Origin of the sequence: Streptomyces sp. NPDC046931, assembly GCF_040644655.1 — a bacterium.
Taxonomy (GTDB): Bacteria; Actinomycetota; Actinomycetes; order Streptomycetales; family Streptomycetaceae; genus Streptomyces.
The window spans coordinates 712843-735255 of sequence record NZ_JBEYWX010000001.1 but is presented as its reverse complement, the minus strand read 5'-3'; the positions used below and the strand labels follow the sequence as shown (position 1 = coordinate 735255).

The window sequence follows — 22413 nt, the reverse complement described above, 5'->3', positions numbered from 1 at the left end:
CTACCCACATCGAGACCGAGAGAAGACTGAAGCCTTATGGCTACCACTTCACTTGACCTGGCCAAGGTCCGCAACATCGGGATCATGGCCCACATCGACGCGGGCAAGACGACCACCACCGAGCGGATCCTGTTCTACACCGGCGTTTCGTACAAGATCGGTGAGGTCCACGACGGCGCTGCCACCATGGACTGGATGGAGCAGGAGCAGGAGCGTGGCATCACGATCACCTCTGCTGCCACCACCTGTCACTGGCCGCTGGAGGACGTCGACCACACCATCAACATCATCGACACGCCGGGCCACGTCGACTTCACCGTCGAGGTGGAGCGTTCGCTGCGCGTGCTCGACGGTGCCGTGACGGTGTTCGACGGCGTCGCCGGTGTCGAGCCCCAGTCCGAGACGGTGTGGCGTCAGGCGGACCGTTACGGCGTTCCGCGTATCTGCTTCGTCAACAAGCTCGACCGCACGGGCGCCGAGTTCCACCGCTGCGTCGACATGATCTCCGACCGCCTGGGTGCGCAGCCGCTGGTCATGCAGCTGCCGATCGGTGCGGAGGCGGACTTCAAGGGCGTCATCGACCTCGTGACGATGAAGGCCCTCGTCTGGTCCGCCGAGGCGACCAAGGGCGAGATGTACGACACCGTCGACATCCCGGCCACGCACACCGAGGCAGCCGAGGAGTGGCGCGGCAAGCTGCTCGAGGCCGTCGCGGAGAACGACGAGGAGCTGATGGAGCTGTACCTGGAGGGCTCGGAGCCCTCCGTGGAGCAGCTGTACGCGGCGATCCGTCGTATCACCATCGCGTCCGGCAAGGCCAGCGGCACCACCGTCACCCCGGTGTTCTGCGGCACCGCGTTCAAGAACAAGGGCGTTCAGCCCCTGCTCGACGCGGTGGTGCGCTACCTCCCCTCCCCGCTCGACGTCGAGGCCATCGAGGGCCACGCCGTCAGCAACGCGGAGGAGGTCGTCAAGCGCAAGCCGTCCGACGAGGAGCCCCTCGCCGCGCTGGCGTTCAAGATCATGAGCGACCCGCACCTCGGCAAGCTCACCTTCGTCCGGGTGTACTCGGGCCGCCTGGAGTCCGGCTCTTCGGTGCTGAACTCCGTCAAGGGCAAGAAGGAGCGCATCGGCAAGATCTACCGCATGCACGCCAACAAGCGTGAGGAGATCGAGTCGGTGGGCGCCGGCGACATCGTCGCCGTCATGGGTCTGAAGCAGACCACGACGGGCGAGACGCTGTGCGACGACAAGTCCCCGGTGATCCTGGAGTCCATGGACTTCCCGGCGCCGGTGATCCAGGTCGCCATCGAGCCCAAGTCGAAGGGCGACCAGGAGAAGCTGGGCATCGCGATCCAGCGCCTGGCCGAGGAGGACCCGTCGTTCCAGGTCCACTCGGACCAGGAGACCGGCCAGACCATCATCGGTGGCATGGGCGAGCTGCACCTCGAGGTGCTGGTCGACCGTATGCGCCGTGAGTTCAAGGTCGAGGCCAACGTCGGCAAGCCCCAGGTCGCCTACCGCGAGACGATCCGCAAGACCGTCGAGCGCGTCGACTACACGCACAAGAAGCAGACTGGTGGTACCGGCCAGTTCGCCAAGGTGCAGATCGCGATCGAGCCGCTCGAGGCCGGCGACACCTCGTACGAGTTCGTGAACAAGGTGACCGGTGGCCGTATCCCGAAGGAGTACATCCCTTCGGTCGACGCCGGTGCCCAGGAGGCCATGCAGTTCGGCATCCTCGCCGGTTACGAGATGACCGGCGTGCGTGTCATCCTGCTCGACGGTGGCTACCACGAGGTCGACTCCTCCGAGCTGGCATTCAAGATCGCCGGTTCACAGGCCTTCAAGGAGGCCGCCCGCAAGGCCAGCCCCGTGCTGCTCGAGCCGATGATGGCCGTCGAGGTCACCACGCCCGAGGACTACATGGGTGAGGTCATCGGTGACATCAACTCCCGCCGTGGCCAGATCCAGGCCATGGAGGAGCGTGCCGGCGCCCGTGTCGTGAAGGGCCTGGTTCCGCTGTCGGAGATGTTCGGCTACGTCGGCGACCTCCGCAGCAAGACGTCGGGTCGCGCGAGCTACTCGATGCAGTTCGACTCCTACGCCGAGGTTCCGCGGAACGTCGCCGAGGAGATCATCGCGAAGGCCAAGGGCGAGTAACGCACCCCGTTTACACGCTTTAGGCTTGACACCGACCGCCGGGGGTTCTTCCTCGCGAAGGACCCCGGCGGGCGGCACCCCAGCAAAGATCACCTGGCGCCGATGAGTAAGGCGTACAGAACCACTCCACAGGAGGACCCCAGTGGCGAAGGCGAAGTTCGAGCGGACTAAGCCGCACGTCAACATCGGCACCATCGGTCACATCGACCACGGTAAGACGACCCTCACGGCCGCCATTACCAAGGTGCTGCACGACGCGTACCCGGACCTGAACGAGGCCACCCCGTTCGACAACATCGACAAGGCGCCCGAGGAGCGTCAGCGCGGTATCACCATCTCCATCGCGCACGTCGAGTACCAGACCGAGTCGCGTCACTACGCCCACGTTGACTGCCCGGGTCACGCGGACTACATCAAGAACATGATCACCGGTGCCGCGCAGATGGACGGCGCGATCCTGGTGGTCGCCGCGACCGACGGCCCGATGCCGCAGACCAAGGAGCACGTGCTCCTGGCCCGCCAGGTCGGCGTTCCGTACATCGTCGTCGCCCTGAACAAGGCCGACATGGTGGACGACGAGGAGATCCTGGAGCTCGTCGAGCTCGAGGTCCGTGAGCTCCTCACCGAGTACGAGTTCCCGGGCGACGACGTTCCGGTCGTCAAGGTGTCCGCTCTGAAGGCCCTCGAGGGCGAGAAGGAGTGGGTGGACTCCGTCCTCAACCTGATGTCCGCCGTCGACGAGTCGATCCCGCAGCCGGAGCGCGACGTCGACAAGCCGTTCCTGATGCCGATCGAGGACGTCTTCACGATCACCGGTCGTGGCACCGTCGTCACCGGTCGTATCGAGCGTGGCATCCTCAAGGTCAACGAGACCGTCGACATCATCGGCATCAAGACCGAGAAGACCACCACCACGGTCACCGGCATCGAGATGTTCCGCAAGCTGCTCGACGAGGGCCAGGCCGGTGAGAACGTCGGTCTGCTCCTCCGTGGCATCAAGCGCGAGGACGTCGAGCGCGGCCAGGTCATCATCAAGCCGGGCTCGGTCACCCCGCACACCGAGTTCGAGGCGCAGGCCTACATCCTGTCCAAGGACGAGGGTGGCCGCCACACGCCGTTCTTCAACAACTACCGTCCGCAGTTCTACTTCCGCACGACGGACGTGACCGGCGTCGTGACCCTCCCCGAGGGCACCGAGATGGTCATGCCGGGTGACAACACCGAGATGAAGGTGGAGCTCATCCAGCCCGTCGCCATGGAAGAGGGCCTGAAGTTCGCCATCCGTGAGGGTGGCCGCACGGTGGGCGCCGGCCAGGTCACCAAGATCGTCAAGTAAGTACCGCTTGCTTGAGGGTCACCCGCTGACCTGAAGAGGCCCGTACGACTCCGGTCGTACGGGCCTCTTCGCGTTCTCTGCCGCGATGGCACCGAGGGTCCTCCCCCTGCGCACTCCCGGCACCCGCGCCGCCATCTGTCCCAGGAGCCCGCCGTCCACCTACCATGCGGGAAGGCCGTGACACCGCTCGGCTGCGCGAAAGGGGAACCGTGCAGGGCGAGATCGTCGGGACTCTGATCACCACTGTGGGCGTTCTCGGGGCGGCGGCCCTCGCGCGCGAGCGCGGAAGCCGCAAGAGCCACAAGGACTACAAGGAACCCCTGATGGCCCTGAGCGCCTACTGCGGTCAGGTCAGAGCAGTGGCCCAGGCCGCGGTGACGGACTGCCAGGAGGCGCTGGAGCTCCTGCGGAGGGCGTCGGCACCGGTCGAGCGGACGGCCGGCGAGCGGGACCGGCTCTTCCGGGAGAAGGCGGAGAACGCGCGGCCTGACGAGCAGGTCGCCGAGTCCCTGCGCGCCGAGCTTCGCAGCTACGAGGAGGGCATTCACACCTTCCTGCGGGCGCTGGGAAAGCTGGGCGAGAGGATCGACGCCTTGGCCCGGACGCCGTCGCCGAGGCAGGTCGCTCAGGTCCGCCGGCGTGATCTGCCCCGCCTGGAGGCGGCCCTGGCGGCACTGGACGCGACGTTCGAGCGCTGCAGGGACAGTTATTTCCAGCGGTTCACGAGCTATCTGCGGGGGCGCGGCCAGCGCAGACTGCGAGAGCAGACGGACCGGCAGTATCGGCTCTTCGCTCAGGGCGTCGGGACCATCACGTTCGGGTACGCGCCTGCCGAGGAGCGCGACGACGACGCGGGTGCTGCGGGTATCCCCGCGTCCGGTGTGGCGGGGGCGCCCCCTTGCGGGTACTGCATCTGGCGCTGCCCCCACGCGCCGGGTCAGGGCGGCACCCCCGCTCCCGGTCAGGACGACGGGGGCCCCGGCGACCGGAACGGCACCCATTCCCCGGTCCTCACCGGCCTCGTCGGCCCCCAGGGGGAGGCGGAGCTGCCGGGCGGACGCGCGACGGCGCAGGGCCGGACGGGTGCCAGGGTTTGACCCTGGTCACTCCGGGGGTAATCTCTACGGCTCGATTGGCCAGGCCCCCGCCCCGTATGGCAGACTAGCGGGGTTGCTCGGTCGAGTGTTGATGCTGCGCGCCTCCCGCCGGGAGGACCGGAAGCGAGTCCCACAGTACTCGTCGTCCTAACTGCCTCACGGCAGCGCTGGGACGGACGTACGGGAATCTTCCGGGAAGTGTGGGCGCGGCACCGGCCAGGCACCCGGTGGGCTCTCAGCCCCCGGTCCCACGGTTCCGGCAGGGCCGTACGCAATCTCCGACAGGGATGTTCGGACAAGGGACATCCATGTCAGCGGGGGCGCGACACGCCCGACCGCGTGGGTCGGACAAGAGGGGCTGGAACGCCGGGTTCCAGAGCGTAAGAAGAGACAGGACTACGAAGTAGCCATGGCGGGACAGAAGATCCGCATCCGGCTCAAGGCCTACGACCACGAGGTCATCGACTCCTCGGCGAAGAAGATCGTCGAGACGGTGACCCGCACTGGTGCGTCGGTCGCGGGCCCGGTGCCGCTGCCCACTGAGAAGAACGTGTACTGCGTCATCAAGTCGCCGCACAAGTACAAGGACTCGCGCGAGCACTTCGAGATGCGCACGCACAAGCGCCTGATCGACATTCTCGACCCGACCCCCAAGACCGTTGACTCTCTGATGCGACTCGACCTCCCGGCCGGTGTCGACATCGAGATCAAGCTCTGAGGCCGGTGATCTGAGAATGGCTAAGCAGATCAAGGGCATCCTGGGCGAGAAGCTCGGCATGACGCAGGTCTGGGACGAGAACAACCGCGTCGTTCCCGTGACCGTCGTCAAGGCCGGGCCGAATGTCGTGACCCAGGTTCGTACGAACGACGTCGACGGCTACGAGTCCGTCCAGATCGCCTTCGGCGAGATCGACCCGCGCAAGGTGAACAAGCCCCTCAAGGGCCACTTCGCCAAGGCGGACGTCACCCCGCGTCGTCACCTCGTCGAGATCCGCACGGCGGATGCCTCCGAGTACACCCTCGGCCAGGAGATCACCGCTGAGGTGTTCGAGGCCGGTGTGAAGGTCGACGTCACCGGCAAGAGCAAGGGCAAGGGCTTCGCCGGTGTCATGAAGCGTCACAACTTCAAGGGCCTCGGCGCCGGACACGGCACCCAGCGCAAGCACCGCTCTCCCGGTTCGATCGGTGGCTGCGCCACCCCGGGCCGTGTGTTCAAGGGCCTCCGCATGGCGGGTCGCATGGGCAATGAGCGGGTCACCACCCAGAACCTGACCGTCCACGCCGTTGACGCGGAGAAGGGTCTGCTGCTCATCAAGGGCGCGGTTCCCGGTCCGAACGGCGGCCTCGTCCTGGTCCGCACCGCGGCCAAGGGGGCCTGAGGTAACCGATGAGCACTGTTGACATCCTTTCGCCGGCGGGCGAGAAGGCCGGTTCCGTCGAGCTCCCCGCGGAGATTTTCGGCGTTGACAAGGTCAGCGTCCCGCTGATCCACCAGGTCGTCGTCGCGCAGCTGGCCGCTGCCCGCCAGGGCACGCACAAGACGAAGACGCGTGGCGAGGTCCGTGGTGGCGGCAAGAAGCCGTACCGCCAGAAGGGCACCGGTCGCGCCCGCCAGGGTTCGACCCGCGCGCCGCAGTTCGCCGGTGGTGGCGTCGTGCACGGTCCCGTGCCGCGCGACTACTCGCAGCGGACCCCCAAGAAGATGAAGGCCGCGGCCCTGCGCCACGCCCTCACCGACCGGGCCCGCAACAACCGCATCCACGTCGTGACCGACGTGGTCGAGTCGGACGTCTCCACCAAGGCCGCCAAGGCTCTCCTCGGCAAGATCAGCGAGCGCAAGAACGTGCTGCTGGTCGTCGAGCGCGAGAACGAGAAGGCCCTGCTGTCCGCTCGCAACCTGCCCCAGGTCCACATCCTGGAGCCGGGCCAGCTGAACACGTACGACGTGATCGTCTCCGACGACGTGGTCTTCACCCAGGCCGCTTTCGAGTCCTTCGTGTCCGGCCCGAAGGCCAACGACACCGAAGGGAGCGAGGCCTGATGGCTATCCGTCACCCCGCCATTGCCTCGAAGGCCGCCAAGGCCGCCAAGGCCGCGCGCGTCGCCAAGGCGCGTCGCCACGCCGCCGAGGGCAAGAACACCGTCGTCACCCCCGCGAGCAAGGCGTACACGGACCCCCGTGACGTCCTACTGAAGCCGGTCGTGTCGGAGAAGAGCTACGCGCTCCTCGACGAGAACAAGTACACGTTCATCGTTGCCCCGAGCGCCAACAAGACCCAGATCAAGGAGGCCGTCCAGGCGGTCTTCTCGGTCAAGGTCACCGGGGTCAACACGATCAACCGCCAGGGCAAGCGCAAGCGCACGAAGACCGGTTTCGGTCAGCGTGCCGGCAGCAAGCGCGCGATCGTGACCCTCGCCGAGGGCGACCGTATCGACATCTTCGGCGGTCCGACCGCGTAAGCGGGTCGGATCGTCCGATATCGGACGAGGACTGAGAAATGGGAATCCGCAAGTACAAGCCGACTACGCCGGGCCGTCGTGGCGCCAGCGTCGCCGACTTCGTCGAGGTCACGCGGTCCACGCCGGAGAAGTCGCTGGTCCGTCCCCTGCACAGCAAGGGCGGCCGTAACAACGCCGGTCGTGTGACCGTTCGCCACCAGGGTGGCGGACACAAGCGCGCCTACCGCGTGATCGACTTCCGTCGTCACGACAAGGACGGCGTGCCGGCGAAGGTCGCGCACATCGAGTACGACCCCAACCGCACCGCGCGCATCGCGCTCCTGCACTACGCGGACGGCGAGAAGCGCTACATCCTCGCGCCGCGTGGCCTGAACCAGGGCGACCGCGTCGAGAACGGTCCCGGGGCCGACATCAAGCCGGGCAACAACCTTGCCCTGCGCAACATCCCGGTCGGTACGACCCTGCACGCCATCGAGCTGCGTCCGGGCGGCGGCGCCAAGTTCGCCCGCTCGGCCGGTGCCTCCGTGCAGCTGCTCGCGAAGGAGGGCGCCTACGCCCACCTGCGCATGCCGTCCGGCGAGATCCGCCTGGTCGACGTCCGCTGCCGCGCCACCGTCGGCGAGGTCGGCAACGCCGAGCAGAGCAACATCAACTGGGGCAAGGCCGGCCGCAAGCGCTGGCTGGGCGTCCGCCCGACCGTGCGTGGTGTGGTCATGAACCCTGTCGACCACCCGCACGGTGGTGGTGAGGGTCGTACCTCCGGTGGCCGCCACCCGGTGTCCCCGTGGGGTCAGAAGGAAGGCCGTACTCGTTCCGCCAAGAAGGCGAGCAACAAGTACATCGTCCGCCGCCGCAAGACGAACAAGAAGCGCTAAGGACGGGTTGAGATGCCTCGTAGCCTGAAGAAGGGGCCCTTCGTCGACGACCACCTCATGAAGAAGGTGGACGCCCAGAACGAAGCCGGCACCAAGAACGTCATCAAGACCTGGTCCCGCCGCTCGATGATCGTCCCGGCCATGCTGGGTCACACGCTGGCGGTGCACAACGGCAAGACCCACATCCCGGTGTTCGTCACCGAGTCGATGGTCGGCCACAAGCTCGGCGAGTTCTCGCCGACGCGCACCTTCCGGGGTCACGTCAAGGACGACAGGAAGTCGAAGCGCCGCTAACCGCGGATCGCATTCAGACACGTAAGTAACTCTGAAGGGACAACCATGGAAGCCAGGGCCCAGGCGCGGTACATCCGCGTCACGCCCATGAAGGCCCGCCGTGTGGTGGACCTCATCCGTGGCATGGACGCCACGGAGGCCCAGGCTGTTCTGCGATTCGCTCCGCAGGCAGCCTCGGTACCGGTCGGCAAGGTGCTCGACAGCGCCATTGCCAACGCCGCGCACAACTACGACCACACCGATGTCGACAGCCTCGTCGTTTCCGAGGCCTACGTCGACGAGGGCCCGACCCTGAAGCGGTTCCGTCCGCGTGCCCAGGGCCGTGCCTACCGGATCCGCAAGCGGACCAGCCACATCACCGTGGTCGTCAGCAGCAAGGAAGGAACCCGGTAATGGGCCAGAAGGTAAACCCGCATGGGTTCCGGCTCGGTGTCACGACCGACTTCAAGTCGCGTTGGTACGCCGACAAGCTGTACAAGGACTACGTCAAGGAAGACGTCGCCATCCGTCGGATGATGACGTCCGGCATGGAGCGCGCCGGCATCTCCAAGGTGGAGATCGAGCGCACCCGTGACCGCGTTCGCGTGGACATCCACACCGCGCGTCCGGGCATCGTCATCGGCCGCCGTGGCGCCGAGGCCGACCGCATCCGCGGCGACCTCGAGAAGCTCACGGGCAAGCAGGTCCAGCTGAACATCCTCGAGGTCAAGAACCCCGAGACCGACGCTCAGCTCGTGGCCCAGGCCGTTGCCGAGCAGCTCTCCTCCCGCGTCTCCTTCCGCCGCGCCATGCGTAAGAGCATGCAGTCGGCGATGAAGGCGGGCGCCAAGGGCATCAAGATCCAGTGCGGTGGCCGCCTCGGCGGCGCCGAGATGTCCCGCTCGGAGTTCTACCGCGAGGGCCGTGTGCCCCTGCACACGCTCCGCGCGAACGTGGACTACGGCTTCTTCGAGGCCAAGACGACCTTCGGCCGCATCGGTGTGAAGGTCTGGATCTACAAGGGCGACGTCAAGAACATCGCCGAGGTCCGCGCCGAGAACGCTGCCGCCCGTGCGGGTAACCGCCCGGCCCGCGGTGGCGCCGACCGCCCGGCCCGTGGTGGCCGCGGTGGCGAGCGGCGCGGTCGCAAGCCGCAGCAGGCTGCCGGCGCCGAGGCCCCCAAGGCCGAGGCTCCCGCGTCCGCTCCGGCTGAGAGCACCGGAACGGAGGCCTGACCGACATGCTGATCCCCCGTAGGGTCAAGCACCGCAAGCAGCACCACCCGAAGCGCGATGGCGCTGCCAAGGGTGGCACGACGGTTGCGTTCGGCGAGTACGGCATCCAGGCGCTGACCCCGGCGTACGTGACGAACCGCCAGATCGAGGCGGCTCGTATCGCCATGACCCGTCACATCAAGCGTGGCGGCAAGGTCTGGATCAACATCTACCCGGACCGCCCGCTGACCAAGAAGCCCGCCGAGACCCGCATGGGTTCCGGTAAGGGTTCGCCGGAGTGGTGGATCGCGAACGTCAAGCCCGGTCGGGTGATGTTCGAGCTGTCCTACCCGAACGAGAAGATCGCCCGTGAGGCGCTGACCCGTGCGGCCCACAAGCTGCCGATGAAGTGCCGGATCGTCAAGCGCGAGGCAGGTGAAGCGTGATGTCGGCCGGTACCAAGGCGTCCGAGCTGCGCGAACTGGGCAACGAGGAGCTTCTGGGCAAGCTCCGCGAGGCCAAGGAAGAGCTGTTCAACCTCCGCTTCCAGGCGGCGACGGGCCAGCTCGAGAACCACGGCCGTCTGAAGGCGGTCCGCAAGGACATCGCGCGGATCTACACCCTGATGCGCGAGCGTGAGCTGGGCATCGAAACGGTGGAGAACGCCTGATGAGCGAGAACAACGTGACTGAGAACACTGAGGCGCGCGGCTTCCGCAAGACCCGCGAGGGTCTCGTCGTCAGCGACAAGATGGACAAGACCGTCGTCGTCGCCGTCGAGGACCGCGTCAAGCACGCGCTGTACGGCAAGGTCATCCGCCGTACGAACAAGCTCAAGGCGCACGACGAGCAGAACGCCGCGGGTGTCGGCGACCGTGTCCTCCTGATGGAGACCCGGCCGCTGTCCGCGACCAAGCGCTGGCGCGTCGTCGAGATCCTCGAGAAGGCCAAGTAATTCTCCTGCGGGCAAACCCGCAGGACAGTTCCGCCAGGCTCCGGGGGCCGCTGAGAGGCGGCCCCCGGGGAACCGGCAGACAAACAGGAGATAGACGTGATCCAGCAGGAGTCGCGACTGCGTGTCGCCGACAACACTGGTGCCAAGGAGATCCTTTGCATCCGTGTGCTCGGTGGCTCCGGTCGCCGCTACGCGGGCATCGGTGACGTCATCGTCGCCACCGTCAAGGACGCGATCCCCGGTGGCAACGTGAAGAAGGGTGACGTCGTCAAGGCGGTCATCGTTCGCACCGTCAAGGAGCGCCGCCGTCCGGACGGCTCGTACATCCGCTTCGACGAGAACGCCGCCGTCATTCTGAAGAACGACGGCGACCCTCGCGGCACCCGCATCTTCGGCCCGGTCGGGCGTGAGCTGCGCGAGAAGAAGTTCATGAAGATCATCTCGCTGGCTCCGGAGGTGCTGTAAGCATGAAGATCAAGAAGGGCGACCTGGTCCAGGTCATCACCGGCAAGGACAAGGGCAAGCAGGGCAAGGTCATTGCCGCTTACCCGCGCGATGAGCGTGTCCTGGTCGAGGGTGTCAACCGGGTCAAGAAGCACACCAAGGCCGGCCCGACCGCCGGCGGCTCCCAGGCCGGCGGCATCGTGACCACCGAGGCCCCGATCCACGTGTCCAACGTTCAGCTGGTCGTGGAGAAGGACGGTCAGAAGGTCGTCACGCGTGTCGGCTACCGCTTCGACGAGAACGGCAACAAGATCCGCGTTGCCAAGCGGACGGGTGAGGACATCTGATGACTACCACCACCAATCCGCGTCTGAAGCAGAAGTACCGCGACGAGATCGCCCCCAAGCTGCGTGACGAGTTCAAGTACGAGAACGTCATGCAGATTCCGGGCCTCGTCAAGATCGTGGTCAACATGGGTGTGGGCGACGCCGCCCGCGACTCCAAGCTGATCGAGGGCGCCATCCGCGACCTCACCACGATCACCGGTCAGAAGCCGGCCGTCACCAAGGCCCGCAAGTCCATCGCGCAGTTCAAGCTGCGTGAGGGTCAGCCGATCGGTGCCCACGTCACGCTCCGTGGCGACCGCATGTGGGAGTTCCTGGACCGCACCCTGTCGCTCGCGCTGCCGCGCATCCGCGACTTCCGCGGCCTGTCCCCCAAGCAGTTCGACGGCCGTGGCAACTACACCTTCGGTCTCACCGAGCAGGTCATGTTCCACGAGATCGACCAGGACAAGATCGACCGCGTCCGGGGTATGGACATCACCGTGGTCACCACGGCGACCAACGACGCTGAGGGCCGTGCGCTCCTTCGTCACCTCGGCTTCCCGTTCAAGGAGGCGTGAGCGAGATGGCGAAGAAGGCTCTGATCGCTAAGGCTGCTCGCAAGCCCAAGTTCGGTGTGCGTGGCTACACGCGCTGCCAGCGCTGCGGCCGTCCGCATTCCGTGTACCGCAAGTTCGGCCTGTGCCGCGTGTGCCTTCGTGAGATGGCTCACCGTGGCGAGCTGCCGGGCGTGACCAAGAGCTCCTGGTAACAGCCCAGTTGGGTTGATACCGGGCTCTCGGTAAGCATCTGGGTCGGCAGGCGGCCCACCTCACATGCCTTAGGCTTGTGGGGTTGGGCGTCTGCCGCCCGTACGACTTACTACGCCGTAGGTCCACCGCGCCGCACCCGTCCCGTCTCGGATCGGGGAGAGGGATGGCGCACCAGGAAACCCCGGCGAGAGAGGCCGAAGGCCAATTCATGACCATGACTGATCCGATCGCAGACATGCTTACGCGTCTGCGTAACGCGAACTCGGCATACCACGACTCCGTGACGATGCCGGCATCGAAGATCAAGTCGCACATCGCGGAGATCCTCCAGCAGGAGGGCTTCATCACGGGCTGGAAGATCGAGGACGCCGAGGTCGGCAAGAACCTCGTCCTCGAGCTGAAGTTCGGCCCGAACCGTGAGCGCTCCATCGCGGGCATCAAGCGGATCTCCAAGCCCGGTCTCCGGGTGTACGCGAAGTCCACCAACCTGCCGAAGGTGCTCGGCGGCCTCGGCGTGGCGATCATCTCCACGTCGCACGGGCTCCTCACCGACAAGCAGGCCGGCAAGAAGGGCGTGGGTGGGGAAGTCCTCGCCTACGTCTGGTAGCGGAAGGGAACGGAGGAAACAGCTATGTCGCGTATTGGCAAGCTCCCCATCACGGTTCCCGCCGGCGTGGACGTCACCATCGACGGCCGTACGGTCTCGGTCAAGGGCCCCAAGGGCACGCTGACCCACACCATCGTCGCGCCGATCGACATCGCCAAGGGTGAGGACGGCGTTCTCAACGTCACCCGCCCCAACGACGAGCGTCAGAACAAGGCCCTCCACGGCCTGTCCCGCACGCTGGTGGCGAACATGATCACCGGCGTGACCCAGGGTTACGTGAAGAAGCTCGAGATCAGCGGTGTCGGTTACCGCGTGCAGGCCAAGGGTTCGAACCTCGAGTTCGCTCTCGGCTACAGCCACCCGATCACCGTCGAGGCGCCCGAGGGCATCACCTTCAAGGTGGAGACCCCGACCCGCTTCCAGGTCGAGGGCATCGACAAGCAGAAGGTCGGCGAGGTTGCGGCCAACATCCGCAAGCTGCGCAAGCCTGACCCGTACAAGGCCAAGGGCGTCAAGTACGAGGGCGAAGTCATCCGCCGCAAGGTCGGAAAGGCGGGTAAGTAAGCCATGGCATACGGGCAGAAGATCCTCAAGGGCGACGCCTACAAGCGCGCCGCGATCAAGCGCCGTCACATCCGGATCCGCAAGCGGATCGCCGGTACGGCGGAGCGTCCCCGTCTGGTCGTGACCCGCTCCAACCGCCACATCGTGGCGCAGGTGATCGACGACCTCAAGGGCCACACCCTGGCTTCCGCGTCCACTCTGGACGCGTCGGTCCGCGGTGGCGAGGGCGACAAGTCCTCGCAGGCCAAGCAGGTCGGCGCCCTGGTCGCCGAGCGTGCCAAGGCCGCCGGTGTCGAGGCTGTCGTGTTCGACCGTGGTGGCAACCAGTACGCCGGGCGCATCGCCGCCCTGGCGGACGCCGCCCGCGAAGCCGGGCTCAAGTTCTGAGCCGCTTGTAGCTAGCGGAAAGAGAGAGGTAATCCAATGGCTGGACCCCAGCGCCGCGGTGGCGGTGCCGGTGGCGGCGAGCGGCGGGACCGGAAGGGCCGTGACGGCGGCGCAGCTGCCGCCGAGAAGACCGCGTACGTTGAGCGCGTCGTCGCGATCAACCGCGTCGCCAAGGTTGTGAAGGGTGGTCGTCGCTTCAGCTTCACCGCGCTGGTCGTGGTGGGCGACGGTGACGGCACCGTGGGTGTCGGATACGGCAAGGCCAAGGAGGTGCCGGCCGCCATCGCCAAGGGCGTTGAGGAGGCCAAGAAGCACTTCTTCAAGGTCCCCCGGATCCAGGGCACCATCCCGCACCCGATCCAGGGTGAGAAGGCTGCCGGCGTTGTGCTGCTCAAGCCCGCGTCGCCCGGTACCGGTGTCATCGCCGGTGGTCCGGTGCGCGCCGTGCTCGAGTGCGCCGGTATCCACGACGTGCTGTCGAAGTCGCTCGGCTCCGACAACGCCATCAACATCGTGCACGCGACCGTGGAGGCCCTGAAGGGCCTGCAGCGTCCCGAGGAGATCGCGGCCCGCCGCGGTCTGCCGCTCGAGGACATCGCGCCCGCGGCTCTTCTGCGTGCGCGTGCCGGGGCGGGTGCGTAATCATGGCGCAGCTCAAGATCACGCAGGTCAAGTCCTACATCGGCAGCAAGCAGAACCACCGTGACACCCTGCGGTCGCTTGGTCTCAAGGGGATCAACACCGTGGTCGTCAAGGAGGACCGCCCCGAGTTCCGCGGCATGGTGCACACCGTCCGCCACCTCGTGACGGTCGAGGAGGTCGACTGATCATGGCGGAGCAGAACCCGCTCAAGATCCACAACCTTCGTCCCGCCCCCGGCGCCAAGACCGCCAAGACCCGTGTGGGTCGTGGTGAGGCGTCGAAGGGTAAGACGGCCGGTCGTGGTACCAAGGGCACCAAGGCCCGCTACCAGGTTCCGGAGCGCTTCGAGGGCGGCCAGATGCCGCTGCACATGCGCCTCCCGAAGCTGAAGGGCTTCAAGAACCCCTTCAAGACCGAGTACCAGGTCGTGAACCTCGACAAGCTGGCCGCGCTCTACCCCGAGGGTGGCGAGGTCACCGTCGAGGGTCTGGTGGCCAAGGGTGCCGTTCGCAAGAACGCGCTCGTCAAGGTCCTCGGCCAGGGCGAGGTCTCCGTGGCGCTGCAGGTGACGGTCGACGCCGTCTCCGGCTCCGCCAAGGAGAAGATCACCGCCGCCGGCGGTACCGTCACCGAACTCGTCTGAATTTTTCGGGCGTCTCGATGACCTGAACGATCCCGACCGGGGATATCCCACATAAGGGGTATCCCCGGTTGGTCGTTCCAAGGGGGGCAGTCTCGCCGGTAAGGTGGCCTGCACTGCCAACTTTCACAGGGTGCCGCAGTACGGGCACTCTGGGCGGCAGTCGATCGTTCTCATGTCGTTGTCCAGTCGGAATCTCAAGACCGTCACCCTTGACGCAGTTGCGCGGGGGTCGCAGGAGGCACCGTGCTCACCGCGTTCGCCCGGGCGTTCAGGACGCCCGACCTGCGCAAGAAGCTGCTCTTCACGCTCGCGATCATCGTGGTGTACCGGGTCGGTACGCACATCCCGATCCCCGGCGTCGACTACAAGAGCGTCCAGACCTGTATCGACGTGGCCAACAAGGGCAACCAGAGCCTGTTCGGCCTGGTCAACATGTTCAGCGGCGGAGCGCTGCTGCAGATCACGGTCTTCGCGCTGGGCATCATGCCGTACATCACGGCGAGCATCATTCTCCAGCTGCTGACCGTGGTCATCCCCCGCCTGGAGGCCCTGAAGAAGGAGGGCCAGGCGGGTACGGCGAAGATCACGCAGTACACGCGTTACCTGACGGTGGCGCTGGCGATCCTCCAGGGCACCGGTCTGGTGGCCACCGCCCGCAGCGGTGCGCTGTTCAACGGCTGCCCGGTGGCGACCCAGATCGTCCCGGACCAGTCGATCTTCACCACCATCACGATGGTCATCTGCATGACCGCCGGTACGGCCGTCGTCATGTGGCTCGGTGAGCTGATCACCGACCGCGGCATCGGCAACGGCATGTCGATCCTGATGTTCATCTCGATCGCCGCGACCTTCCCGTCCGCGCTGTGGGCCATCAAGAAGCAGGGCACCCTGGCCGGCGGCTGGATCGAGTTCGGCACGGTCATCCTCGTCGGCCTGGTCATGGTCGGCCTGGTGGTCTTCGTCGAGCAGGCGCAGCGGCGCATCCCCGTCCAGTACGCGAAGCGCATGATCGGCCGCCGCTCCTACGGCGGTACGTCCACATACATCCCGCTGAAGGTGAACCAGGCGGGTGTGATTCCTGTCATCTTCGCGTCGTCGTTGCTCTACATCCCGGCGCTGGTGGCCCAGTTCGCGGGGGGCAATTCCGACTGGAAGCGCTGGATCAACGACAACCTGACGAAGGGCGACCACCCGCTTTACATCACTTTGTACTTCTTGCTCATCGTGTTCTTCGCGTTCTTCTACGTGGCGATCTCCTTCAACCCCGAGGAAGTCGCGGACAACATGAAGAAGTATGGTGGCTTCATCCCGGGCATCCGGGCCGGTCGGCCCACCGCTGAGTACCTGTCGTACGTGCTCAACCGGATCACCTGGCCGGGTTCGCTGTACCTGGGTCTGATTGCTCTCGTACCGACAATGGCGTTGGTTGGCTTCGGGGCTAGCCAGAACTTCCCGTTCGGTGGGACCAGCATCCTGATCATCGTGGGTGTCGGTCTCGAGACGGTGAAGCAGATCGAGAGCCAGCTTCAGCAGCGCAATTACGAAGGGTTCCTCCGCTGATGCGAATCGTCCTCGTCGGGCCGCCCGGTGCCGGTAAGGGAACGCAGGCCGCGTTCCTCGCCAAGAACCTGTCGATCCCGCACATCTCCACGGGCGACCTGTTCCGCGCCAACATCAGCCAGCAGACGGAACTCGGCAAGCTGGCGAAGTCCTACATGGACAAGGGCGAACTGGTCCCGGACGAGGTCACCATCGCGATGGCCAAGGACCGTATGGAGCAGCCCGACGCGGGGAACGGCTTCCTGCTGGACGGCTTCCCTCGCAACGTGCAGCAGGCCGAGGCGCTGGACGACATGCTCAAGACCGAGGGCATGAAGCTCGACTCGGTCCTCGACCTCGAGGTTCCCGAGGAGGAGGTCGTCAAGCGCATCGCGGGCCGCCGCGTCTGCCGCAATGAGTCGGCGCACGTCTTCCACGAGACGTACAAGGCGCCGAAGCAGGAGGGCGTCTGCGACATCTGCGGCGGCGAGCTGTACCAGCGCGACGACGACTCCGAGGAGACCGTCCGCAAGCGGCTGGAGGTCTACCACACGCAGACCGAGCCGATCATCGACTACTACAAGGCCCAGGACCTGGTGGTCACCATCCCGGCCCTCGGCAAGGTGGAAGAGGTCACCCGGCGCGCCATGGAGGCGCTCAAGCAGAAGGCCGGCGACAAGTAGCCTTCGTCGCCGCCACGGCCGCGGTTCCCCTGCCGGGGGACCGCGGCCGATCTGTGGGCGGTGCTCCTCAGGGGCCGCAGGGGCTGGATGACCCAGCCCCGTATGGTTGAAGGTATCCGTTCTCCCGGTCAGAAAGGCCGCAGCCCTCATGGTGCAGATCAAGACCCCCGAGCAGATCGCCAAGATGCGTGAGGCGGGGCTGGTCGTAGCCGCCGTGCATGCGGCCACCCGTGAGGCGGCGGTGCCGGGCGCCACGACGAAGGACCTGGACGAGGTGGCTCGCAAGGTCCTCGCCGAGCACGGGGCGAAGTCGAACTTCCTGGGCTACGGAGGGTTTCCCGCGACCATCTGCACCTCGGTGAACGAGGTGGTCGTCCACGGCATCCCCTCCGACGAGGTGGTCCTCAAGGACGGCGACATCATCTCCATCGACGCGGGCGCGATCGTGGACGGCTGGCACGGGGATGCGGCCTTCACCGCGTTCGTGGGTTCCGGTCACGCCCCTGAGCTGGTCGAGCTGTCCCGGGTGACCGAGGAGTCCATGTGGGCCGGGATCGCGGCCGTGAAGCAGGGGCACCGGCTCGTGGACGTCTCCCGGGCGATCGAGACGTACATCCGCCGGCAGCCCAAGCCGGGTGGCGGGCGATACGGGATCATCGAGGACTACGGCGGGCACGGCATCGGCACCGAGATGCACATGGACCCGCACCTGCTGAACTACGTCGACCGGCGGCGCGGCAAGGGCCCGAAGCTGGTGCCCGGCTTCTGCCTGGCCATCGAGCCGATGGTGTCGCTCGGAACCCCGAGGACAAAGGTCCTCGAGGACGACTGGACCGTCATCACCACGGACGGTACGTGGTCGTCCCACTGGGAGCACTCCGTCGCCCTGACGGAGCAGGGCCCCCTGGTGCTCACGGCCCCCGACGGCGGCAAGGCCAAGCTGGCGGAGTACGGCGTCACCGTCGCCCCCGACCCTGTCGCATAATGATCTTCACTGTGGGGCAGACTTTCTCGATTCGTGTTTCCGGGTGCGCTGACGTAGACTGACTCGTCGGCTCTCGTGCACTCGCATGCCCGCATGCGCTCGTACGGAGTCGATCAAGGTAGTCGATTCGAAGGGCGAAGCGTGGCCAAGAAGCAAGGTGCCATTGAGATCGAGGGCACTGTCGTCGAGTCTCTGCCGAACGCCATGTTCAAGGTCGAGCTCCAGAACGGCCACCAGGTCCTGGCACACATCAGCGGCAAGATGCGTATGCACTACATCCGCATCCTCCCTGACGACCGGGTCGTGGTGGAGCTGTCTCCGTACGACCTGACGCGTGGCCGGATCGTCTACCGCTACAAGTAGATCTTGCCCGTATCCCGCGTTCGCGGGGTTCGCATCCCGCTCACGCGGGGTGGTGGCACTGACCCGGAGAACCTCACATCCCATGAAGGTCAAGCCGAGCGTCAAGAAGATCTGCGACAAGTGCAGGGTGATCCGCCGTCACGGCCGGGTCATGGTCATCTGCGAGAACCCGCGCCACAAGCAGCGCCAGGGCTGACGCACGACCGCACCCTCTGCATTCGGTTCGCAGAGATTCACGCGACGCAAGCTGAATAGTTCATACGCAGGGCCCGAGCCATATGGCTCGACACCCCCGGTTCGGAGGCCGGGGACCCAGTTCGTACCTAGTACGGCGGCTGGGAGCCGGTCCTGCGGAAGACCTCCGAAGATCAACTGGAGCCATTGAATGGCACGCGTTTCCGGTGTTGACATCCCGCGCGAAAAGCGTGTGGAGATCGCCCTCACCTATGTGTTCGGCATCGGCCGGACCCTTTCGCAGCAGACGCTGGCAGCCACTGGCGTCGACCCGAACACCCGCGTTCGCGACCTCTCCGAGGAGCAGCTCGTCGCGATCCGCGAGTACGTCGACAACAACATCAGGACCGAGGGTGACCTCCGTCGTGAGATCCAGGCCGACATCCGCCGCAAGGTCGAGATCGGCACGTACCAGGGTCTGCGGCACCGCCGCGGTCTGCCCGTCCGCGGTCAGCGCACCAGCACCAACGCTCGCACCCGCAAGGGCCCGCGTCGCGCCATCGCCGGCAAGAAGAAGCCGGGCAAGAAGTAGTCCGCAGCGGACACCTGTCCACGGTCTTCGCTGTAGGACCGACCACCTCCCGTAGGAGTTAGTAGATGCCCCCCAAGGGACGTCAGGGCGCTGCCAAGAAGGTGCGCCGCAAGGAAAAGAAGAACGTCGCTCACGGCCACGCGCACATCAAGAGCACGTTCAACAACACGATCGTCTCGATCACGGACCCGTCCGGCAACGTGATCTCCTGGGCCTCGGCCGGCCACGTCGGCTTCAAGGGCTCCCGGAAGTCCACGCCGTTCGCCGCGCAGATGGCCGCCGAGTCGGCTGCCCGCCGCGCCCAGGAGCACGGCATGCGCAAGGTCGACGTGTTCGTGAAGGGCCCGGGTTCCGGTCGTGAGACCGCGATCCGCTCCCTGCAGGCCACGGGCCTCGAGGTCGGCTCCATCCAGGACGTCACCCCGACCCCGCACAACGGCTGCCGTCCCCCGAAGCGTCGCCGCGTCTGACGCTTCGAGGCTGCGGTTTCCGGGCGGCACGGCCCCTTTCGGCCGTGCCGCCCGTACCCTTGCAGTACCCCGCGCCTTTCGGGCGTGGACTCCGTCGGGTGTCATATAGCGGGCGCCCACGACTGAAGGATCTGATCCACACATGCTGATCGCTCAGCGTCCCTCGTTGACCGAAGAGGTCGTCGACGAGTTCCGCTCCCGGTTCGTGATCGAGCCGCTGGAGCCGGGCTTCGGCTACACCCTCGGCAACTCCCTGCGTCGTACGCTCCTCTCCTCGATCCCGGGTGCGGCGGTCACGTCCATCCGCATCGACGGCGTTCTGCACGAGTTCACCACCGTGCCGGGCGTCAAGGAGGACGTCACCGACCTGATCCTCAACATCAAGCAGCTGGTCGTCTCCTCGGAGCACGACGAGCCGGTCGTGATGTACCTGCGCAAGCAGGGCCCGGGTCTCGTCACCGCCGCCGACATCGCGCCCCCGGCCGGTGTCGAGGTGCACAACCCCGACCTCGTCCTCGCCACGCTCAACGGCAAGGGCAAGCTGGAGATGGAGCTGACCGTCGAGCGCGGTCGCGGTTACGTCTCCGCCGTGCAGAACAAGCAGGTGGGCCAGGAGATCGGCCGTATCCCGGTCGACTCGATCTACTCGCCGGTTCTCAAGGTCACCTACAAGGTCGAGGCGACCCGTGTCGAGCAGCGCACCGACTTCGACAAGCTGATCGTCGACGTCGAGACCAAGCAGGCCATGCGTCCGCGTGACGCCATGGCGTCGGCCGGCAAGACCCTGGTCGAGCTGTTCGGCCTCGCCCGCGAGCTGAACATCGACGCCGAGGGCATCGACATGGGCCCGTCCCCGACGGACGCCGCCCTGGCGGCCGACCTGGCGCTGCCGATCGAGGAGCTGGAGCTCACGGTCCGCTCCTACAACTGCCTCAAGCGTGAGGGCATCCACTCCGTGGGTGAGCTCGTCGCCCGCTCGGAGGCCGACCTGCTGGACATCCGCAACTTCGGTGCGAAGTCCATCGACGAGGTCAAGGCGAAGCTGGCCGGCATGGGCCTGGCCCTGAAGGACAGCCCGCCCGGATTCGACCCGACCGCCGCCGCCGACGCCTTCGGCGCGGACGACGACGCGGACGCCGGGTTCGTCGAGACCGAGCAGTACTGAGCGCTCCGCAGGGAGCCGTACTGCGTCCACGGGCCGACCGCGACTGGTCGGCCCGTGACCGCGGAGCCGCATATGCGGCTCCGCAGCCCTTCCAGGTCCCTTCGGGGGCCTGGATCTCCGACGGGCGACCGCCCGCTCGGATACTGACTCCGGTACCTGACACGGCCGGGGCAGACACCTAGGAGAAACACGATGCCGAGGCCCACCAAGGGCGCCCGTATGGGCGGCAGCGCCGCGCACGAGAAGATCATCCTCGCGAACCTCGCGAAGGCGCTCTTCGAGCACGGCCGTATCACCACCACCGAGGCGAAGGCGCGCAAGCTGCGTCCGTATGCCGAGCGTCTGGTCACCAAGGCGAAGAAGGGCGACCTTCACAACCGCCGTCAGGTGCTCCAGGTCATCACGGACAAGAGCGTCGTCCACACGCTCTTCACCGAGATCGGCCCGCGCTACGAGAACCGTCCGGGTGGCTACACCCGCATCACCAAGATCGGTAACCGCCGTGGCGACAACGCGCCCATGGCCGTGATCGAGCTGGTCGAGGCGCTGACGGTGCAGCAGAAGGCGGTCGGCGAGGCCGAGGCGGCGACCAAGCGCGCCGTCAAGGAGGCCGAGACCAAGGCCGAGGAGACCAAGGTCGAGGACGCGGCTCCGGCCGCGGACGAGGCCGCCGAGTCTCCGGCCGAGGAGTCGAAGGACGCCTGAGGTCCACCCTCGCCTGAGCGGGTCCGCCCTTCGCCGGGCGGGCCCGCTTTCGCGTACCTGAGAGGATCCGGGAGTGAGCGAGGATCCAGGAGTGAGTGACGAAGTACAGACCGGGCATGCCCGCGTGCGTCTCGACCTGTCCTACGACGGCACCGGCTTCCACGGCTGGGCCAAGCAGGCCGGCGGCAGGCGGACCGTGCAGGGGGAGATCGAGGACGCGCTGCGGACGGTCACACGGTCCCGGGAGACATACGAGCTGACCGTCGCCGGGCGGACCGACGCCGGGGTGCACGCCCGTGGTCAGGTGGCCCATGTCGATCTGCCCTTGGAGGTCTGGGGCGAGCACCGCGGGAAGCTCTTGAAGCGGCTCGCGGGGCGCCTGCCCAAGGACGTGCGGGTCTGGGCCCTACGGGAGGCGCCCAGCGGCTTCAACGCCCGTTTCTCCGCCGTCTGGCGGCGCTACGCCTACCGGGTCACCGACAACCCCGGCGGTGTGGATCCGCTCCTGCGGGGCCATGTCCTCTGGCACGACTGGCCGCTCGACGTGGACGCCATGAACGAGGCGGCCCGGGGGCTCCTCGGGGAGCACGACTTCGCCGCCTACTGCAAGAAGCGCGAGGGTGCGACCACCATCCGCACCCTCCAGGAGCTGAGCCTGGTGCGGGGCGAGGACGGGATCGTCACCGCCACGGTGCGCGCGGACGCGTTCTGTCACAACATGGTGCGCTCGCTGATCGGGGCGCTGCTGTTCGTGGGGGACGGGCACCGCCCGGCCGACTGGCCCGCGAAGGTGCTGGCCGCCCGGGTAAGGGACTCGGCGGTGCATGTCGTACGGCCGCACGGGCTCACGCTGGAGGAGGTCGGCTACCCGGCCGACGAGCTGCTCGCCGCGCGGAACAAGGAGGCGCGGAACAGGCGGACGCTGCCGGGGGCGGGCTGCTGCTGAGCCCCGGCAGCGTCCGTGGCGCCACCGGCCGGAGCC

34 protein-coding genes are annotated in these 22413 nt (G+C 66.7%); all 34 read left to right on the top strand.

Features of this window, described 5'->3' with window-relative positions; all coding sequences use genetic code 11:
- Positions 1-36 precede the first annotated feature (36 nt).
- The 34 genes from fusA to truA all read left to right on the top strand — a co-directional run bounded on the left by fusA (position 37) and on the right by truA (position 22377).
- Complete coding sequence (gene fusA / locus ABZ876_RS03370; RefSeq protein WP_361773482.1) at positions 37-2163, top strand: elongation factor G; 2127 nt, start codon at positions 37-39, stop codon at positions 2161-2163.
- Positions 2164-2305: 142 nt separating this feature from the next.
- Complete coding sequence (gene tuf, locus ABZ876_RS03365) at positions 2306-3499, top strand: elongation factor Tu (RefSeq protein WP_361773479.1); 1194 nt, start codon at positions 2306-2308, stop codon at positions 3497-3499.
- Positions 3500-3663: 164 nt separating this feature from the next.
- On the top strand, positions 3664-4596 hold the full coding sequence (locus tag ABZ876_RS03360; RefSeq protein ID WP_361773476.1) for a hypothetical protein: 933 nt from the start codon (positions 3664-3666) through the stop codon (positions 4594-4596).
- 409 nt (positions 4597-5005) lie between these two features.
- The gene (gene rpsJ / locus ABZ876_RS03355; protein WP_003948644.1) at positions 5006-5314 is read left to right on the top strand and encodes a 30S ribosomal protein S10; all 309 of its coding nucleotides are present in this window, start codon (positions 5006-5008) and stop codon (positions 5312-5314) included.
- A 16-nt stretch (positions 5315-5330) separates the two neighbouring features.
- Positions 5331-5975 carry a 50S ribosomal protein L3 gene (gene rplC, locus ABZ876_RS03350; RefSeq protein ID WP_129307396.1) on the top strand — a complete coding sequence of 215 codons (645 nt, stop codon included), beginning with the start codon at positions 5331-5333 and terminating at the stop codon, positions 5973-5975.
- An 8-nt stretch (positions 5976-5983) separates the two neighbouring features.
- The gene (rplD, locus tag ABZ876_RS03345; protein ID WP_361773473.1) at positions 5984-6637 is read left to right on the top strand and encodes a 50S ribosomal protein L4; all 654 of its coding nucleotides are present in this window, start codon (positions 5984-5986) and stop codon (positions 6635-6637) included.
- On the top strand, positions 6637-7056 hold the full coding sequence (rplW, locus tag ABZ876_RS03340; protein ID WP_361773470.1) for a 50S ribosomal protein L23: 420 nt from the start codon (positions 6637-6639) through the stop codon (positions 7054-7056). The genes rplD and rplW overlap by 1 nt, the downstream gene beginning before the upstream one ends.
- Positions 7057-7094: 38 nt before the next feature.
- The gene (rplB, locus tag ABZ876_RS03335) at positions 7095-7931 is read left to right on the top strand and encodes a 50S ribosomal protein L2 (protein ID WP_361653477.1); all 837 of its coding nucleotides are present in this window, start codon (positions 7095-7097) and stop codon (positions 7929-7931) included.
- A 12-nt stretch (positions 7932-7943) separates the two neighbouring features.
- Complete coding sequence (rpsS, locus tag ABZ876_RS03330) at positions 7944-8225, top strand: 30S ribosomal protein S19 (protein ID WP_053759516.1); 282 nt, start codon at positions 7944-7946, stop codon at positions 8223-8225.
- 45 nt (positions 8226-8270) lie between these two features.
- Positions 8271-8618 (top strand): 50S ribosomal protein L22, encoded by a 348-nt coding sequence (rplV, locus tag ABZ876_RS03325; RefSeq protein ID WP_039656230.1) that lies wholly within the window; start codon positions 8271-8273, stop codon positions 8616-8618.
- The gene (rpsC, locus tag ABZ876_RS03320) at positions 8618-9439 is read left to right on the top strand and encodes a 30S ribosomal protein S3 (protein ID WP_003998826.1); all 822 of its coding nucleotides are present in this window, start codon (positions 8618-8620) and stop codon (positions 9437-9439) included. The genes rplV and rpsC overlap by 1 nt, the downstream gene beginning before the upstream one ends.
- 5 nt (positions 9440-9444) lie before the next feature.
- On the top strand, positions 9445-9864 hold the full coding sequence (gene rplP, locus ABZ876_RS03315) for a 50S ribosomal protein L16 (protein WP_103837549.1): 420 nt from the start codon (positions 9445-9447) through the stop codon (positions 9862-9864).
- Positions 9864-10088, top strand: coding sequence for a 50S ribosomal protein L29 (rpmC, locus tag ABZ876_RS03310; RefSeq protein WP_018564811.1), 225 nt, complete (start codon positions 9864-9866; stop codon positions 10086-10088). Before rplP ends, rpmC begins: the two co-directional genes overlap by 1 nt.
- Positions 10088-10372, top strand: a complete 285-nt coding sequence (gene rpsQ, locus ABZ876_RS03305) for a 30S ribosomal protein S17 (RefSeq protein WP_004984524.1) — start codon at positions 10088-10090, stop codon at positions 10370-10372. The genes rpmC and rpsQ overlap by 1 nt, the downstream gene beginning before the upstream one ends.
- Positions 10373-10468: 96 nt before the next feature.
- On the top strand, positions 10469-10837 hold the full coding sequence (gene rplN / locus ABZ876_RS03300) for a 50S ribosomal protein L14 (RefSeq protein ID WP_003998823.1): 369 nt from the start codon (positions 10469-10471) through the stop codon (positions 10835-10837).
- 2 nt (positions 10838-10839) lie between these two features.
- Positions 10840-11163 carry a 50S ribosomal protein L24 gene (rplX, locus tag ABZ876_RS03295; protein ID WP_361773464.1) on the top strand — a complete coding sequence of 108 codons (324 nt, stop codon included), beginning with the start codon at positions 10840-10842 and terminating at the stop codon, positions 11161-11163.
- The gene (gene rplE, locus ABZ876_RS03290; RefSeq protein ID WP_234513434.1) at positions 11163-11720 is read left to right on the top strand and encodes a 50S ribosomal protein L5; all 558 of its coding nucleotides are present in this window, start codon (positions 11163-11165) and stop codon (positions 11718-11720) included. The genes rplX and rplE overlap by 1 nt, the downstream gene beginning before the upstream one ends.
- A gap of 5 nt (positions 11721-11725) precedes the next feature.
- Positions 11726-11911 (top strand): type Z 30S ribosomal protein S14, encoded by a 186-nt coding sequence (locus ABZ876_RS03285; protein ID WP_003948630.1) that lies wholly within the window; start codon positions 11726-11728, stop codon positions 11909-11911.
- Between the two features lie 209 nt (positions 11912-12120).
- The gene (gene rpsH, locus ABZ876_RS03280) at positions 12121-12519 is read left to right on the top strand and encodes a 30S ribosomal protein S8 (protein ID WP_007494756.1); all 399 of its coding nucleotides are present in this window, start codon (positions 12121-12123) and stop codon (positions 12517-12519) included.
- Positions 12520-12543: 24 nt separating this feature from the next.
- Positions 12544-13083 carry a 50S ribosomal protein L6 gene (gene rplF, locus ABZ876_RS03275; protein ID WP_132857212.1) on the top strand — a complete coding sequence of 180 codons (540 nt, stop codon included), beginning with the start codon at positions 12544-12546 and terminating at the stop codon, positions 13081-13083.
- A 3-nt stretch (positions 13084-13086) separates the two neighbouring features.
- Positions 13087-13470: a 50S ribosomal protein L18 gene (gene rplR, locus ABZ876_RS03270; RefSeq protein ID WP_067299854.1), complete on the top strand. Its 384-nt coding sequence runs from the start codon at positions 13087-13089 to the stop codon at positions 13468-13470.
- A gap of 36 nt (positions 13471-13506) precedes the next feature.
- A complete protein-coding gene (gene rpsE, locus ABZ876_RS03265) occupies positions 13507-14112 on the top strand; it encodes a 30S ribosomal protein S5 (RefSeq protein WP_189782213.1) in 606 nt (201 codons plus the stop codon).
- A gap of 2 nt (positions 14113-14114) precedes the next feature.
- Positions 14115-14297 (top strand): 50S ribosomal protein L30, encoded by a 183-nt coding sequence (gene rpmD, locus ABZ876_RS03260; protein WP_003998814.1) that lies wholly within the window; start codon positions 14115-14117, stop codon positions 14295-14297.
- Between the two features lie 2 nt (positions 14298-14299).
- Entirely contained in the window at positions 14300-14755 is a 456-nt protein-coding gene (rplO, locus tag ABZ876_RS03255; protein ID WP_030233862.1) for a 50S ribosomal protein L15, read from the top strand.
- Positions 14756-14998: 243 nt separating this feature from the next.
- The gene (gene secY, locus ABZ876_RS03250) at positions 14999-16315 is read left to right on the top strand and encodes a preprotein translocase subunit SecY (protein WP_361773457.1); all 1317 of its coding nucleotides are present in this window, start codon (positions 14999-15001) and stop codon (positions 16313-16315) included.
- A complete protein-coding gene (locus tag ABZ876_RS03245) occupies positions 16315-16977 on the top strand; it encodes an adenylate kinase (protein WP_361773454.1) in 663 nt (220 codons plus the stop codon). Before secY ends, ABZ876_RS03245 begins: the two co-directional genes overlap by 1 nt.
- A gap of 148 nt (positions 16978-17125) precedes the next feature.
- Positions 17126-17962 (top strand): type I methionyl aminopeptidase, encoded by an 837-nt coding sequence (gene map, locus ABZ876_RS03240; protein WP_361773451.1) that lies wholly within the window; start codon positions 17126-17128, stop codon positions 17960-17962.
- Between the two features lie 141 nt (positions 17963-18103).
- Complete coding sequence (gene infA, locus ABZ876_RS03235; protein ID WP_003948620.1) at positions 18104-18325, top strand: translation initiation factor IF-1; 222 nt, start codon at positions 18104-18106, stop codon at positions 18323-18325.
- Between the two features lie 82 nt (positions 18326-18407).
- Complete coding sequence (gene rpmJ / locus ABZ876_RS03230) at positions 18408-18521, top strand: 50S ribosomal protein L36 (RefSeq protein ID WP_003998809.1); 114 nt, start codon at positions 18408-18410, stop codon at positions 18519-18521.
- 189 nt (positions 18522-18710) lie between these two features.
- Complete coding sequence (gene rpsM, locus ABZ876_RS03225; RefSeq protein ID WP_217245475.1) at positions 18711-19091, top strand: 30S ribosomal protein S13; 381 nt, start codon at positions 18711-18713, stop codon at positions 19089-19091.
- 65 nt (positions 19092-19156) lie between these two features.
- On the top strand, positions 19157-19561 hold the full coding sequence (gene rpsK, locus ABZ876_RS03220) for a 30S ribosomal protein S11 (RefSeq protein WP_003956432.1): 405 nt from the start codon (positions 19157-19159) through the stop codon (positions 19559-19561).
- A 142-nt stretch (positions 19562-19703) separates the two neighbouring features.
- A complete protein-coding gene (locus tag ABZ876_RS03215; protein ID WP_003966937.1) occupies positions 19704-20726 on the top strand; it encodes a DNA-directed RNA polymerase subunit alpha in 1023 nt (340 codons plus the stop codon).
- A 192-nt stretch (positions 20727-20918) separates the two neighbouring features.
- Positions 20919-21431: a 50S ribosomal protein L17 gene (rplQ, locus tag ABZ876_RS03210; RefSeq protein ID WP_361773447.1), complete on the top strand. Its 513-nt coding sequence runs from the start codon at positions 20919-20921 to the stop codon at positions 21429-21431.
- Between the two features lie 91 nt (positions 21432-21522).
- Entirely contained in the window at positions 21523-22377 is an 855-nt protein-coding gene (gene truA, locus ABZ876_RS03205) for a tRNA pseudouridine(38-40) synthase TruA (protein ID WP_361773444.1), read from the top strand.
- Positions 22378-22413 lie beyond the last annotated feature (36 nt).

Excerpts from the sequence above, each read along its gene's own strand:
- rplR (WP_067299854.1), top strand. The coding sequence starts at position 13,087 with ATGGCATACGGGCAGAAGATCCTCAAGGGCGACGCCTACAAGCGCGCC.
- rplB (WP_361653477.1), top strand. The coding sequence starts at position 7,095 with ATGGGAATCCGCAAGTACAAGCCGACTACGCCGGGCCGTCGTGGCGCC.
- rplO (WP_030233862.1), top strand. The coding sequence starts at position 14,300 with ATGGCGGAGCAGAACCCGCTCAAGATCCACAACCTTCGTCCCGCCCCC.
- ABZ876_RS03245 (WP_361773454.1), top strand. The coding sequence starts at position 16,315 with ATGCGAATCGTCCTCGTCGGGCCGCCCGGTGCCGGTAAGGGAACGCAG.
- rpsJ (WP_003948644.1), top strand. The coding sequence starts at position 5,006 with ATGGCGGGACAGAAGATCCGCATCCGGCTCAAGGCCTACGACCACGAG.
- rplD (WP_361773473.1), top strand. The coding sequence starts at position 5,984 with ATGAGCACTGTTGACATCCTTTCGCCGGCGGGCGAGAAGGCCGGTTCC.
- rpsE (WP_189782213.1), top strand. The coding sequence starts at position 13,507 with ATGGCTGGACCCCAGCGCCGCGGTGGCGGTGCCGGTGGCGGCGAGCGG.
- rpsQ (WP_004984524.1), top strand. The coding sequence starts at position 10,088 with ATGAGCGAGAACAACGTGACTGAGAACACTGAGGCGCGCGGCTTCCGC.
- rplW (WP_361773470.1), top strand. The coding sequence starts at position 6,637 with ATGGCTATCCGTCACCCCGCCATTGCCTCGAAGGCCGCCAAGGCCGCC.
- rpsK (WP_003956432.1), top strand. The coding sequence starts at position 19,157 with ATGCCCCCCAAGGGACGTCAGGGCGCTGCCAAGAAGGTGCGCCGCAAG.
- rpsH (WP_007494756.1), top strand. The coding sequence starts at position 12,121 with ATGACCATGACTGATCCGATCGCAGACATGCTTACGCGTCTGCGTAAC.
- rpmC (WP_018564811.1), top strand. The coding sequence starts at position 9,864 with ATGTCGGCCGGTACCAAGGCGTCCGAGCTGCGCGAACTGGGCAACGAG.
- rpmD (WP_003998814.1), top strand. The coding sequence starts at position 14,115 with ATGGCGCAGCTCAAGATCACGCAGGTCAAGTCCTACATCGGCAGCAAG.
- rplE (WP_234513434.1), top strand. The coding sequence starts at position 11,163 with ATGACTACCACCACCAATCCGCGTCTGAAGCAGAAGTACCGCGACGAG.
- rplP (WP_103837549.1), top strand. The coding sequence starts at position 9,445 with ATGCTGATCCCCCGTAGGGTCAAGCACCGCAAGCAGCACCACCCGAAG.
- rplX (WP_361773464.1), top strand. The coding sequence starts at position 10,840 with ATGAAGATCAAGAAGGGCGACCTGGTCCAGGTCATCACCGGCAAGGAC.
- rplC (WP_129307396.1), top strand. The coding sequence starts at position 5,331 with ATGGCTAAGCAGATCAAGGGCATCCTGGGCGAGAAGCTCGGCATGACG.
- rpmJ (WP_003998809.1), top strand. The coding sequence starts at position 18,408 with ATGAAGGTCAAGCCGAGCGTCAAGAAGATCTGCGACAAGTGCAGGGTG.
- ABZ876_RS03360 (WP_361773476.1), top strand. The coding sequence starts at position 3,664 with ATGCGGGAAGGCCGTGACACCGCTCGGCTGCGCGAAAGGGGAACCGTG.
- ABZ876_RS03285 (WP_003948630.1), top strand. The coding sequence starts at position 11,726 with ATGGCGAAGAAGGCTCTGATCGCTAAGGCTGCTCGCAAGCCCAAGTTC.
- rpsC (WP_003998826.1), top strand. The coding sequence starts at position 8,618 with ATGGGCCAGAAGGTAAACCCGCATGGGTTCCGGCTCGGTGTCACGACC.
- fusA (WP_361773482.1), top strand. The coding sequence starts at position 37 with ATGGCTACCACTTCACTTGACCTGGCCAAGGTCCGCAACATCGGGATC.
- ABZ876_RS03215 (WP_003966937.1), top strand. The coding sequence starts at position 19,704 with ATGCTGATCGCTCAGCGTCCCTCGTTGACCGAAGAGGTCGTCGACGAG.
- map (WP_361773451.1), top strand. The coding sequence starts at position 17,126 with ATGGTGCAGATCAAGACCCCCGAGCAGATCGCCAAGATGCGTGAGGCG.
- rplQ (WP_361773447.1), top strand. The coding sequence starts at position 20,919 with ATGCCGAGGCCCACCAAGGGCGCCCGTATGGGCGGCAGCGCCGCGCAC.
- rplF (WP_132857212.1), top strand. The coding sequence starts at position 12,544 with ATGTCGCGTATTGGCAAGCTCCCCATCACGGTTCCCGCCGGCGTGGAC.
- rplV (WP_039656230.1), top strand. The coding sequence starts at position 8,271 with ATGGAAGCCAGGGCCCAGGCGCGGTACATCCGCGTCACGCCCATGAAG.
- rpsS (WP_053759516.1), top strand. The coding sequence starts at position 7,944 with ATGCCTCGTAGCCTGAAGAAGGGGCCCTTCGTCGACGACCACCTCATG.
- rpsM (WP_217245475.1), top strand. The coding sequence starts at position 18,711 with ATGGCACGCGTTTCCGGTGTTGACATCCCGCGCGAAAAGCGTGTGGAG.